General features: G+C 47.9%; 15 protein-coding genes. 8 read left to right on the plus strand and 7 right to left on the minus strand.

Annotation, left to right across the window (positions count from 1 at the left end; all coding sequences use genetic code 11):
* Nucleotides 1–202: 202 nt before the first annotated feature.
* The 5 genes from speF to X965_RS02145 all read left to right on the plus strand — a co-directional run bounded on the left by speF (nucleotide 203) and on the right by X965_RS02145 (nucleotide 6,466).
* Nucleotides 203–2,365: an ornithine decarboxylase SpeF gene (gene speF / locus X965_RS02125; protein WP_015422912.1), complete on the plus strand. Its 2,163-nt coding sequence runs from the start codon at nucleotides 203–205 to the stop codon at nucleotides 2,363–2,365.
* 63 nt (nucleotides 2,366–2,428) lie between these two features.
* Nucleotides 2,429–3,757 carry a putrescine-ornithine antiporter gene (gene potE / locus X965_RS02130; RefSeq protein ID WP_036416876.1) on the plus strand — a complete coding sequence of 443 codons (1,329 nt, stop codon included), beginning with the start codon at nucleotides 2,429–2,431 and terminating at the stop codon, nucleotides 3,755–3,757.
* 134 nt (nucleotides 3,758–3,891) lie between these two features.
* On the plus strand, nucleotides 3,892–4,512 hold the full coding sequence (locus X965_RS02135) for a TetR/AcrR family transcriptional regulator (RefSeq protein WP_225806388.1): 621 nt from the start codon (nucleotides 3,892–3,894) through the stop codon (nucleotides 4,510–4,512).
* Between the two features lie 84 nt (nucleotides 4,513–4,596).
* The gene (locus tag X965_RS02140) at nucleotides 4,597–6,018 is read left to right on the plus strand and encodes a DKNYY domain-containing protein (protein WP_004238320.1); all 1,422 of its coding nucleotides are present in this window, start codon (nucleotides 4,597–4,599) and stop codon (nucleotides 6,016–6,018) included.
* Nucleotides 6,019–6,199: 181 nt separating this feature from the next.
* Nucleotides 6,200–6,466: a DUF2798 domain-containing protein gene (locus tag X965_RS02145; RefSeq protein ID WP_004238319.1), complete on the plus strand. Its 267-nt coding sequence runs from the start codon at nucleotides 6,200–6,202 to the stop codon at nucleotides 6,464–6,466.
* On the opposite strand, the gene X965_RS02150 is transcribed toward X965_RS02145, so the two are convergent.
* The 4 genes from X965_RS02150 to X965_RS02165 all read right to left on the minus strand — a co-directional run bounded on the left by X965_RS02150 (nucleotide 6,467) and on the right by X965_RS02165 (nucleotide 8,445).
* Nucleotides 6,467–7,162, minus strand: a complete 696-nt coding sequence (locus X965_RS02150; protein ID WP_036416816.1) for a helix-turn-helix transcriptional regulator — start codon at nucleotides 7,160–7,162, stop codon at nucleotides 6,467–6,469.
* Between the two features lie 14 nt (nucleotides 7,163–7,176).
* Nucleotides 7,177–7,485, minus strand: a complete 309-nt coding sequence (locus X965_RS02155) for an antibiotic biosynthesis monooxygenase (RefSeq protein ID WP_004240892.1) — start codon at nucleotides 7,483–7,485, stop codon at nucleotides 7,177–7,179.
* 79 nt (nucleotides 7,486–7,564) lie between these two features.
* The gene (locus X965_RS02160; RefSeq protein ID WP_004238314.1) at nucleotides 7,565–7,993 is read right to left on the minus strand and encodes a DMT family transporter; all 429 of its coding nucleotides are present in this window, start codon (nucleotides 7,991–7,993) and stop codon (nucleotides 7,565–7,567) included.
* Complete coding sequence (locus tag X965_RS02165) at nucleotides 7,993–8,445, minus strand: DMT family transporter (protein ID WP_032098830.1); 453 nt, start codon at nucleotides 8,443–8,445, stop codon at nucleotides 7,993–7,995. The genes X965_RS02160 and X965_RS02165 overlap by 1 nt, the downstream gene beginning before the upstream one ends.
* A 113-nt stretch (nucleotides 8,446–8,558) precedes the next feature.
* Between X965_RS02165 and X965_RS02170 the strand changes: the two genes are divergently transcribed.
* On the plus strand, nucleotides 8,559–9,497 hold the full coding sequence (locus X965_RS02170; protein WP_004238312.1) for a LysR family transcriptional regulator: 939 nt from the start codon (nucleotides 8,559–8,561) through the stop codon (nucleotides 9,495–9,497).
* 74 nt (nucleotides 9,498–9,571) lie between these two features.
* Nucleotides 9,572–10,207 (plus strand): glutathione S-transferase family protein, encoded by a 636-nt coding sequence (locus X965_RS02175; protein WP_004238311.1) that lies wholly within the window; start codon nucleotides 9,572–9,574, stop codon nucleotides 10,205–10,207.
* 32 nt (nucleotides 10,208–10,239) lie between these two features.
* Here X965_RS02175 and X965_RS02180 read toward each other — a convergent pair whose 3' ends face one another.
* Nucleotides 10,240–10,530 carry a putative quinol monooxygenase gene (locus X965_RS02180; protein ID WP_004238308.1) on the minus strand — a complete coding sequence of 97 codons (291 nt, stop codon included), beginning with the start codon at nucleotides 10,528–10,530 and terminating at the stop codon, nucleotides 10,240–10,242.
* Between the two features lie 133 nt (nucleotides 10,531–10,663).
* On the opposite strand from X965_RS02180, the gene X965_RS02185 reads away from it, so the two are divergent.
* Nucleotides 10,664–11,404, plus strand: coding sequence for a cyclase family protein (locus X965_RS02185; protein WP_004238305.1), 741 nt, complete (start codon nucleotides 10,664–10,666; stop codon nucleotides 11,402–11,404).
* Between the two features lie 9 nt (nucleotides 11,405–11,413).
* Here X965_RS02185 and X965_RS02190 read toward each other — a convergent pair whose 3' ends face one another.
* Both X965_RS02190 and X965_RS02195 read right to left on the minus strand, forming a co-directional pair.
* Nucleotides 11,414–11,788 carry a hypothetical protein gene (locus X965_RS02190; protein WP_036416818.1) on the minus strand — a complete coding sequence of 125 codons (375 nt, stop codon included), beginning with the start codon at nucleotides 11,786–11,788 and terminating at the stop codon, nucleotides 11,414–11,416.
* Between the two features lie 150 nt (nucleotides 11,789–11,938).
* A complete protein-coding gene (locus tag X965_RS02195; protein ID WP_225310054.1) occupies nucleotides 11,939–12,436 on the minus strand; it encodes a hypothetical protein in 498 nt (165 codons plus the stop codon).
* Nucleotides 12,437–12,661: the final 225 nt, after the last annotated feature.

The raw sequence follows: 12,661 nt of genomic DNA on the forward strand, positions 1-12,661 counted from the left end.
GGCAAAAAAAGCCCTTGCTGAGATAGTGAAAACTGTCAGTCCTGAATATTGTTTTGGCATACGTAATGGCATAAAGAGAAATGTGATTTTTTAACTCAATAGTATATTGAGGGAACAAGCTCGCATTTATGAAAATAAATAACTGAAATATTTTTTCTGAATATTTCAGCGGGAATTTTTGCCAAAAATAAAAGGTATGAAAATGAAAAGTTATAAAATCGCTGTCAGCTATGATATGTCTGACTATATTTCAACACACCGGGAATGTGTGGATATCCTGAATACAGATTTTACGGATGTTGCTGTCATCGTTATTTCACTTGATGATATCCGCGACGGAAAGCTGGATTTTATTGAGCAGCACAGTTTTGAACAGCCGGTTTTTGCTGTAATCAGTGATCACGAAGTCATTCCGGCAGATGTCATTACACGGTTAACCGGCGTGATTGATTTAAATAAAAAGAACGGTGAATTATACAGTAAGCAACTGGAAACAGCGGCGCTGAAATATGAAGAAAGTCTGTTACCGCCATTTTTCGGCAGTATGAAAAAATATGTTGAGCAGGGCAATTCAGCTTTTGATTGTCCCGGACATCAGGGCGGGGAGTTTTTCCGCCGTCACCCGCTGGGTAACCAGTTTGCTGAATATTTCGGCGAAAATTTATTCCGTTCTGATTTATGTAATGCGGATGTCTCCATGGGGGATCTGCTGATTCATGAAGGGGCTCCGTGCGCGGCACAACAGCATGCGGCGAAAGTTTTTAACGCGGATAAAACCTATTTCGTCCTTAATGGTACGTCGTCTTCAAATAAAGTGGTGCTTAATGCCTTATTGGCGCCGGGTGACCTGGTATTATTCGATCGTAACAACCACAAATCAAATCATCACGGCGCATTAATACAGGCGGGGGCAATACCGGTTTATCTGGAAGCTGCGCGCAACCCGTTCGGATTTATCGGCGGGATTGATGCTCATTGTTTTGAAGAGGATTATCTTCGCAGCTTAATTAAAGAAGTCGCACCTGAACGAACCGGCGAAAAACGTCCGTTCCGTCTGGCGGTTATTCAACTGGGTACGTATGACGGAACAATTTATAACGCACGCCAGGTTGTCGATAAAATCGGTCATTTATGTGACTATATTTTATTTGATTCTGCCTGGGTTGGTTATGAACAGTTTATTCCGATGATGAAAGATTGTTCTCCGCTTTTGCTGGAGCTGAATGAAAATGATCCCGGAATTCTGGTCACACAATCTGTTCATAAACAACAGGCCGGTTTCTCTCAGACATCTCAGATCCATAAAAAAGACAGTCATATTAAAGGCCAGAGCCGTTATGTGAATCATAAGCGTCTGAATAATGCCTTTATGATGCATGCCTCCACCAGCCCGTTCTATCCGCTGTTTGCCGCTCTGGATGTGAACGCCAAAATGCATGAAGGGAAATCAGGTAAGCGTTTATGGATGGACTGCGTGAAAACCGGGATTGAAACCCGTAAGTTGCTGCTGAAATCCTGTAAACATATCCGCCCGTTCATTCCGGAAACTATTGATGGCCGTTCATGGGGCGATTTTGAGACTGATGTGATTGCCAATGATCTCCGGTTCTTCAATTTTGTGCCGGGTGAGCGCTGGCATGCCTTTGAGGGATATGAAGAAAATCAGTATTTTGTTGACCCGTGCAAATTACTGCTGACAACGCCGGGTATTGATGCCAAAACCGGTAATTATGAAGCGTTCGGTGTGCCGGCAACGATTCTGGCTAACTATCTGCGTGAAAATAATATCATTCCTGAAAAATGCGATCTCAACTCCATTCTGTTCCTGCTGACACCTGCTGAAAGCATGGCAAAAATGCAGCATCTGGTGGCTCAGATTGCCCGTTTTGAGCAATTACTGGAACAGGATGCTCCGCTGAAAGAGGTACTGCCGTCTGTATATCATGCGCATGAAGCCCGTTATCAGGGGTATACCATCCGTCAGTTATGTCAGGAAATGCATGATATGTATGTGAAGTTTAATGTGAAACAACTCCAGAAAGAGATGTTCCGCAAATCACACTTCCCGCAGGTCAGCATGTTACCGCAGGCAGCGAATATTGCGTTTGTACGCGGCAACGCGGAATTGGTTGCGGTGGATCAGATTGAAGGCCGTATTGCGGCTGAAGGTGCTCTGCCTTATCCGCCGGGGGTTCTGTGTGTGGTTCCGGGGGAAATCTGGGGCGGCTCCGTGCAGCAATATTTTCTGGCGCTCGAGGAGGGGATTAACCTCTTCCCGGGATTCTCACCGGAATTACAGGGTGTGTATATCCGCTGTGATGAAGATGGCCGTCAGCGGGCATACGGCTATGTAATTAAACACTGAGTTCGTTAATTCGTGCATGGCGGAGTGCGGATGAGCGTGCTCCGTCAGCCGGGGAGAAATATGATGAGTGCTTCAAAAAATAAAATGAGCGTATTACAGCTCACTATATTAACCGCAGTGAATATGATGGGATCCGGCATCATTATGCTGCCGACAAAACTGGCGGAAGTGGGGACGGTTTCTATTCTGTCATGGCTTGTGACCGCCGTCGGTTCTATGGCTCTGGCTTATGCATTTGCCAAGTGCGGTATGTACAGCCGCCGCAGCGGCGGGATGGGAGGTTACGCGGAATACGCATTCGGTAAATCCGGTAACTTTATGGCGAATTATACCTATGGTGTTTCTCTGCTGATTGCAAACGTTGCGATCGCGATTTCAGCCGTCGGTTATGGGGCTGAACTGATGGATGCGGCGATGACGCCGCTGGGTATCTGTATTGCCACAATTGTTGTGTTGTGGATTTGTACGGTGGCAAACTTCGGCGGTGCACGGATCACCGGACGGATCAGCAGTGTGACTGTCTGGGGGGGCATTATTCCGGTTGTTGGTATTTCGGTTATCGGCTGGTGGTGGTTCAGTCCTGAACTGTATGTTAATTCCTGGAACCCGCATAATTTTCCGCTTTTTGAGGCGGTCGGTTCCTCTATTGCGATGACATTATGGGCATTTTTAGGAATGGAGTCAGCATGTGCTAACAGTGAGGCGGTTGATAATCCTGAGAAAAATGTGCCGATAGCGGTATTGGGCGGAACATTAGGCGCAGCAGTTATTTATATCGTATCAACAAACGTCATTGCCGGTATTGTACCGAATATGGATCTGGCAAACTCTACTGCACCGTTTGGCCTGGCATTCTCACAAATGTTTACGCCGGGTGTGGGTAAGGTTGTTATGGCGCTGATGATTATGTCCTGCTGCGGTTCATTATTAGGCTGGCAGTTCACCATTGCGCAGGTATTTAAATCATCATCCGATTCCGGTTATTTCCCGAAAATCTTTTCTGCCGTTACCAAAGCGGATGCCCCGGTAAAAGGTATGCTGGTTATTGTTATTATTCAGTCTGCACTGTCGCTGATGACCATCAGTCCGTCACTGAATAAACAGTTCAATGTGCTGGTTAACCTGGCGGTTGTTACTAATATTATCCCTTATATCCTTTCCATGGCTGCCATGATTATTCTGCAGAAAGTCGCCAATGTGGATCCTAAGAAAGCACGGACAGGCAATGTGATTGCATTTATCGGTGCTGTTTATAGTTTCTATGCGCTGTATTCATCCGGTGAAGATGCTGTGATGTGGGGGGCGCTTGCCACCTTCCTCGGCTGGACACTGTATGGTTTTGTTTCCCCGCGGTTTGAAATGAAACAAAACCAGGACGTAATGATGAAATAACGAACACTCTCCGGTGGGTTCCTCCCGTGCAGTTACGGCGGGAGGATTTTTTCCTGCAGCGAAACAGCCGGAATGTATACGAACAGCAATCTGTATATTCCGCATAACAGAGATAAAACGTAATGACAGCAATAATGACAAAGCCGAAACGGGGACGACCGCCGAAAAACCATGATGCAGGTACCGATGTAAAAGAAATATTGATCCGCAGCGGTACGGAGGTGTTTACCGAAACAGGATATATGACGTCAGATATCAGCAGAATATTAACAAAAGCAGGTATTCCGAAGGGATCTTTTTATTATTACTTTGGCAGTAAAGAAAATTTCGGTGTGAAAGTGATACGTCATTATGACCGCTGTTTTTCTCATCTGCTGGATAAATGTCTGTCTGATACCACATTGCCGCCACCGGAAAGATTATTGACATTTTGCAGGATTGCCAAATCCGGAATGGAAAAATATCACTGGCAGCGCGGGTGTCTGATCGGCAATCTCGGGCAGGAAGTTATCAGTCTGCCGGCCGGGTATTGTGAATTACTCAATGACATTATTACCGGCTGGCAAAAGAAAGTGGAGAATTGTCTTCTGGAAGCACAGGCGCAAAATCTTATTTCCGGAAATACTGACTGCAGGCAGATGGCGGCTTTTTTCTGGGCGGGCTGGGAAGGGGCGGTCATGCGTGCCAAACTGACCCGTAATGGTGAACCGCTGGATCTGTTTATTACAATTTTTATGAAGCAGATACTGGTATAACAGCCGGAAAGATGATGATTCCGGGCTGAAAAATGGTTTTCTCTGATAGCAGACGGCAATGCTTTCGGATACTATTTCCATCCTATGAAAGCCCGCAAACGCCTTGTTCTTATCATTATGTCCGGCATTATGCTGGTCTCCGTCCTGTTTATATCCGGGATCATTCTGGCCATGGATAAAACACCGTATTACGATATTGACCGGAACGGGAAATCATTCGGGCACTCCGTTTTTACATTGTATGACGGTCGGGTGTATGCCGCTGTTCCGTCTGACGGGTATTTTTTAATCCCCGGTGCGGACCCGGACAGTTTCAGATTATTGCCTGACAATAACAACCACAATGGCCGGCAATTTGCAGCCGATAAATATCACGCCTGGTGCGGTAATCTTCCCGTCGCGGATTTTAATCCTCAGACGGCGGTTACTATCGGGAATGGCTATTTTACGGATGGTAAAAATACGGTTTTCTGTGCCCCTTATACGCGGATAAATAATGAACTGACCGGCCTGCAAAAGCTGTATCAGCAATGGCGTTACGGATGGGGACTGAGTGATAAGCCTCTGACTTACTATTATCCGCAGCAACAGTTGCCACCGTCTGCCACACCTTACCGGATATCAGCGGATTCCGGGCTTGTCAGTAACGGAGAACAGGTTTTCTTTGACGGTAAATTAATGCCGGCGGCAAACCCGGAGACATTGCGTCCTGTGGCTGTCCGGCAGAATGATAAATCAGTGCGTGAGAGCAGGGTGTTTTATCACGACGGGGAACATGTTTATTATCAGCGCCATTTATTACCGCTGAAAGATACAGAATCACTGTATGGTTTTTACCTCGGTAATTTATTTCAGGAAGCCTATTTATTTGATCCGCAAACCGGTCAGGCGGCCATGAATAATGTCATGTTCCCGCCGGAATATGCGCCTTACCGCGTGATCAGTTACTATGGTCAGCATGTAAATCAGGGATTGTTTTTATCCCGGAATGGCGTTTACTTTTATGACCGGAAAAAAGAAAAAATCCGCCGCGCCGGTGATAATCCGCCATTGCAGGATAGTTGCCGGGAAATATCACCGCTGATTTTCACCTGCGGCAATGAAACCCGGTATTTGCAGGGTTCAGAATCATGGGGCGGCCGGAAATCACCGGGTCTTATTTCCCGCAGTACGATACTTTATCGTCTCGGTGATAATACAACGGATAACTGGGAAAAAATCGGCGATATTACTTCTCACCATTACGGGGAGGTCTGGCAGAAAGGCGGACAATATTATTATTTTGACCGGCTGGGCGCATCACAGCTTATGCGCGGACCGATCTATTTAATTCCGGATAATATGACGGTACGCGCGCTGCTGAGTGATGACCTCCGGGTTGATGACCTCCGGAAAATGGCGCATGACGGGCGTTTGCAGGATATTTCTGGTACAGAAATGCTGAAGGCCACTACCCGTTATAAAGAGAGTATGTTCAGTTTCCTGAATTTTTCTGATGATGACTGAGTAACCGCAATTATTTTTCTTATTGAGAATAAATTGCATTTGACAAACACATTCAGATTCATAGAATAGCGCCATCAAAGGTCAATTCTCTGACCCGTAAGCGTTTACGTTAATCAACGCATGTAACTTTGTGCATTACAACAGTTATGTGTTGTTGTGTCGTCACTATACGGAGTCGTCTATGTCTTTTCAGGACAAAAACTATATTTTAGGTTTTCCGAAGCTGCCTCAGCGCGCGTTAATCTTCCTGGTGCCTTTTTTCTTATCGCTGGTTATGAGTGGTATTGTTTCGTTTATCAGTACCGTCAAAGCGCTGGGATTCTCCTGGCTGCTGGTTTCTCCGTGGCTGACGTCATGGGGTATATCCTGGGCCATTGCATTCCCGACTGTCTTATTTGTTCTGCCGTTCGCCCGTAAATTATCGTTATTACTGGTCAGAAGTTCATAATTACGGGATCTGAATCCCTAACCATTGCCGGAATTGTTTTTTTCCTTTTCCGGTAATTGTCACTTCACGGTAGCCCGGTGTGCGGGTCAGCCAGCCCTGTTGCTCACAGTGAGTGAAGAGGGCGGCGCCCAGATAGCCACCGAGGTGAAACCGGCGTTCACTCCAGTCCAGACAGCCGCAGCAGAAAACCCGTTTTACCGTGTGAGCGGCAGGCAGCCCGAGTGTGGTCAGTGCAGATTCTCCCGCCGTTGTCAGCATAGTACCGTCAGCGGTTATCCACCCTTTTTCCTGCATCGCATCATACACAGCCACCGCCGTTTCCCCGGCCAGATGGTCATAACAGGTTCTGGCCTGCCGTAAATGCGGCGGGGCGGAGGATTTGCGGATGGCGGCTGTTACCGGAATACCGGTGAGATTCATCATTTTTTCGATGATTTCGGCCACGTTTAATCCGGCCAGCTGATAATAGCGGTGACGCCCCTGCGGAATACAGATGATCAGCTTTCCGGCGACCAGTTTTGCCAGATGGGCGCTGGCGGTGGAGGCACTGATATCCGCGGCAATGCTCAGTTCAGTTGCTGTCCAGGCTCTGCCGTCCATCAGGGCGCAGAGCATGCGGATGCGGGACGGATCAGCCAGTGCCGCAGCCACACCGGCAAGCGCGGTTTCTAACTCAGGTGCGTGTTTTTCTGACATATCAGCTCCGCCGGTTATTCCTGCCCGAAGTCATATTCACGGGTGATTTCAGCAATACGGATGCGGTAAAAAGAGAAAATATCCGCTTTACCTTCTTCCTGAGCCTGCCGGTGCTGCAGGTTTTGTTTCCATTTCAGCAGAGAGGCTTCGTCTTCCCATAATGAGAGCGACAATAATTTACCGGGTGTGCTCAGGCTGGCAAAACGTTCAATGGAGATAAAGCCCTCTGCGTCACTGAGCAGCGGGCGTAATCCGGCAGCGATATCCAGATAGCGGGATTGTTTGTTTTCCGGCATAGTTACTTCAAAAATTACAGCAAACATGGGATTCTCCTTATGCAGTCCGGCTAATCATATCGGAAGCACAGAGAAAACACTTCGCTGAGTAACGAAATAAGAAAAATTACTTCCGGTAGCGGACAGCGATAGCCAGCAGGATTAAGATGACACCGGTTATCTGCATCAGCAGATGTGACGGCATGCCGTGCTGTATGATATCGATAATAAAGCCGGATAATACCTGGCCGCAGATAGCCAGAATGGTGGTCAGTGTGGCGCCGAGCAGCGGCAGAATATAACTGTTTATCACCACGAAACAGGCACCGATAATACCGCCGGTGAATGTAATCAGCGGAATACTGTTCAGTGTGACGGGGAACTGCGGCAGGTAAAACAGTACAACCACACTCAGAAAGATAAAACCGGCAATATGATTAACCAGCGAGGCATAAAACGCATTGCTGCTCTGAGATAATCTGCCGTTAATACTGCGACTGAAAATAATACAAATGCCATTTGTCAGCGCGATAGTAATATAAAACAGTAACATCATTATTTTCCTGCAATGATCAAAATACAGCCGCTGAATAACAGCAGCAGTGTCAGCCCGTCGCGGCTTGTCACTTTGCGCCGTGTCAGTCCCATCAGACCAAAATGGTCGATAATCAGCCCGGTCACTATCTGCCCCGCAAGCATCAGTACAATCGAGCCGGAGAGTGACAGCGGGCTGTTAACGGTGATCGCCGCCAGCAGTACGGTAAACGCACCGGGTATCCCGCCGAGATAGCACCACAGCGGCATTTTTGTACCGGCGTGGCGTGGCGGCAGGTGCTTTTTCACTGTCAGCCAGATAATCAGGGCAACAATGGCACCGATGCCGTGTGTCAGCCAGGAGGCGTGCAGCGGAGAAGTAAAGGTGGATAAATAGCTGTTGCTCATAATCATCAGGGTGAGTAATACCCCGGAAAGTAAGGCTATCAGCGGTAACAGGATCTCTTTTTTCATCGTTATTTTCACTTTATTGCGGACGGAGAGAGTATAGAGATTGCCGTGGCCCGGAATAAACGCTATAAAAAGAAAAATAGAGTTTCCTGTAAGTTGACAATAAAGGGGCTGCGATGGATTTTTCACTTTTACCGGTGTTTATTGCGATCACCGAGCAGGGAAGCCTGACAAAAGCAGCAGAATATCTGCATATGACCAAATCGGCGGTCAGTAAAAAACTGGCGGCGCTGGAGACTCAAACCGGCATCCGGCTGGTCACCCGTTCCACGCGCCATTTACAACTGACTGAAGCCGGACAGCTTTATTACACCTATCTGAAAAAAGCCCATCAGGCGGTGCTGGACGGGCAGGATGCGTTGTCACATTACAGCCGTGAGGTTGACGGCACACTGAAAATCAGTGCGCCGGCGGTGTTCGGCAGTCTGCATCTGGCTAAATTAATACCTGAATTTTTACAGCGCTGGCCGTCATTACAGGCGGAAATGGTATTTGATGACAAACTGACGGATTTGGTCGGGGAAGGGTTTGATCTGGCTGTCAGGATCGGTGAATTACAGGATTCCTCTCTGATTGCCCGCGTGTTATCTCCCTGCCGCAGCGTGTTGTGTGCGTCTCCCGCCTATCTGGCACAACATGGTACACCTCAGAATCTGACTGACCTGAAATCTCATAATTGCCTGTTTTACAGCTATTTTCAGGCCGGTCAGTCATGGACATTTCTGCACCGGGGAGACGTGGTGCGTTTTACCCCGCAGGGCACTCTGCGTGCCAACAACAGTCTGGCGCTGCATCAGGCTGTTTTACAGGGAACGGGGATCTGCCAGCTGCCGCAGTTTATCGCGGCACCGGATATCCGCGCCGGGCGGCTGATCCCGCTGCTGCCGGAATACCTGCTGCCACGGCATCACATCTATGCGGTTTATCCGGATCGTGAATATCTGCCGAAAAAAGTCTCCGCATTTTTACATTTTTTGCAGGATACGCTGGGTACGGAAGGGCACTATCAGAAAGAATATGAACAGGATTTATCCTTTTTTAAGGCAGCGGAATAAAAACCGGATACATTGGGTAAGGCAATCAGCCTGCTGTTTATATCATTTATTTTAATTTCACTGAGAGGGGTTATATGTCTCTGCAATTGTGGATCGCCAATAAAAATTACTCTTCCTGGTCGCTGAGACCCTGGTTTTTACTGAAAGCCCTGAATATTCCGTTTGATGAACAGTTGGCCACCTTTGTACCGGGCGGCAGCAGTTATGAGAAATTTCTCCGCTTTTCCCCGTCCGGGCTGGTGCCGTGCCTGGTGACAGCGGATACCACGGTCTGGGATTCTCTGGCAATCTGTGAATATATTGCGGAGGATTATCCGCATGTCTGGCCGCAGGAAAAAACCGCCCGTGCCTGGGCGCGCTCTGCCGCGGCAGAAATGCATTCCGGGTTTACCACGCTGCGCCGTGAGTGCCCGCTGAACTGCTCGGAAAGCCGCCCGGCCGCAGAGATGACACCGGAATTACAGAAAGAGTGTCAGCGTCTGGATAAGATCTGGTGTGAGGGATTAACCCGGTTCGGTGGCCCGTGGCTGGCAGGGGAAAATATCAGTGCGGCGGATGCTTTTTATGTGCCGGTGGCCCTGCGGGCACGGACTTATCAGCTGCCGTTTTCAGCGGCGGCACAGACATGGATTGACCGGATCCTGGCGCATCCTGCCATCATTGAGTGGTGTGAGGCGGCAGCGAAAGAAGCGAAAATCGACCACGACTGAATCAGGAAGGGCGGGGATATCCGCCCTGATTATTACTTAACGGCGCTGTCCATCAGGATAAAACGCGGTTCGGCACGCTGATATTTATTAATGGCGGGTACCAGGCGGCGGAAGTGCTCACTGGCACAATGGGCATCCAGCGCGGCCTGATCCGGCCAGGTTTCGATAAAAACAAAATGCCCCGGGTCTTTCTGATCGACAAACAGATCATAACTGATACACAGCGGCTCACGGCGGGTGGCGGCAACCAGTTCTTCATACATCGGCATCAGGATCTCAACGGCATCCGGCTGCATAAAATCTTCAGCAATCACTTTTAACATTGTGTTCCCCTTGTCCGGTGCGGACAACAACATGAAATATCTGCAAATGACTTCCCCGGCAAGCCGTGTAAATTCTGACTGATAACCAGAGCATAAATCACAACAACTACCGGTATAACATTGAGGGGGCAGAATGTCATTATCATTAACTGAAGCCGTGAATCTGTTGAAATCCAAAAAATGGATTGACCTGACACACGCATTTAATGCGGACTCACCGCACTTTTTTATGTTTGAACCGGCGGAGTTTAAAACGCTGTTTGATTACCGTGACGGCTTTTTTGCCCAGCAGTTTACGTTTCCCGGCCAGTACGGCACCCATATTGATGCGCCGTGCCATTTTGTACAGGGGCGGCGCTTTGTGCATGATCTGGAACTGAAAGAGCTGGTGTTGCCGCTGGTGGTGATTGATCAGTCCGCCAGAGCACAGAAAGATGCAGATTTTGCGCTATCCGCAGACGATGTACTGGCTTTTGAACAGATTCACGGACGTATTGAAAGCGGCAGTTTCGTGGCATTGCGCACGGACTGGAGCAAACGCTGGCCGTCACAGGCACTGATGGATAATAAAGATGCGGAAGGCAACAACCATATTCCGGGCTGGGGAATGGACGCACTGGAATTTCTGTTTCGTGAGCGCGGGATCAGCGCCGTGGGGCATGAAACCTTTGATACCGATTCGGCGCAGGATTTCCGCAAAAATAGTGCACTCCGGGCGGAATATTTTGTATTGGATCAGGATGCGTATCAGATAGAGCTGCTGACCAATCTCGATAAAGTCCCGGCCAAAGGTGCGGTGATTTTTAATATCGTGGCAAAGCCGGACAATGCAGGCGGGTTCCCGGTCCGGTCATTTGCCATTTTGCCGGATTAATGCGGCGTATCAGCGGAGATTAAACTGAGAGAAAGTCAGTTGGTTATTCACATAGAGCAACTGATTGATTTCGGTGGCAATCAGTGATTTCAGGTCACTGTCAGATAATGACGCCGGCAGTGACTGCCACAGCCGGGACAAAATAAATTCCTGCTGTTCGCCGTATTCATCATAGTGGGACAGGATTTGTAAGAGTGAGTCTCTGGTGATTTGTCCGGTATGTTTTGTTTTTTTCAGATCACAAATCACCGGAGCCAGTAAACTTACACAGATATCCCGGTATTCCTGACTTTCGGCAGGGAATGTCTCCAGTATCTGCCATAACAACCGGCGTTCATCGGTAAACACAGGTGTGACAGCAGTCGTTTCAGTGTGACGGTACATAAATATCAATCCTCTTGAGGTTGTCAGGCAAATGCCGTTCGTGTGTTATTTCCCGTCGTAGTCACTATTTTATTTTTATCTGTTATTGCTATATGCAGTCAGATAAAAGGGATATTGCTATCCCTTTATCCGGTATATTTGCCGGTGCTGTCAGCACCAGTGTATTTTATCTGTCGTCAGACAGATATTGCGGCTGTTCAGCCACTGATACAGCCGGTCATCATCATTGTTGTTTTTCAGCTGCAAAATCAGCTGTACGGCAGTACGGAAATAGTCCGGAATGCGGTTGTCCTGCAAGGACTTATGATGATAAATAACATCACGGAACAGATTAACAAAATGACGCAGCGTGAACGAAATTTCTCCCCGGAGAGTGTGAATATTATGCTCTGTCCGGGAAAGATCCTGTGCGGACTCCGCGAAACTGTTTTTGATATCTGACAGCTCTGACTGCTCCGTCTGCGGATAATATGCACTGTACAGCGCATGCAGGGCAGCCAGCTGACGGTTTATTATTCTGCGTTGATTATATTCTTCTTCCAGATCCCACAGCTCACGGTGTGTGTCTTTTATCCAGTATTCATACGTTTCGTTTAATAATCCATCAATCCAGTAACGGGACGCAGATAATATAATTGTGTCAGACAAACAGGCATCCCAGTTATCAGGGTAAGTCTGTATTGTCTGTCTGATCATGGTCAGGTCATGATACTGAAAAGGAATATTCCATTTCTTTCTGCGACGGAACCAATCTGTTGTTTTTAAGTTGTCTGCCTGCTGACGTGTAAGATATTCAGATAATAAATCATTTTCTTTACAGGCGTCTTCTGAGTTATATATTCGATCATCTGACAGATAAAGATGATACATCGT

It is taken from the genome of Morganella sp. EGD-HP17, from assembly GCF_000512315.2.
In the GTDB taxonomy this organism is placed as follows: Bacteria; Pseudomonadota; Gammaproteobacteria; order Enterobacterales; family Enterobacteriaceae; genus Morganella; species Morganella morganii.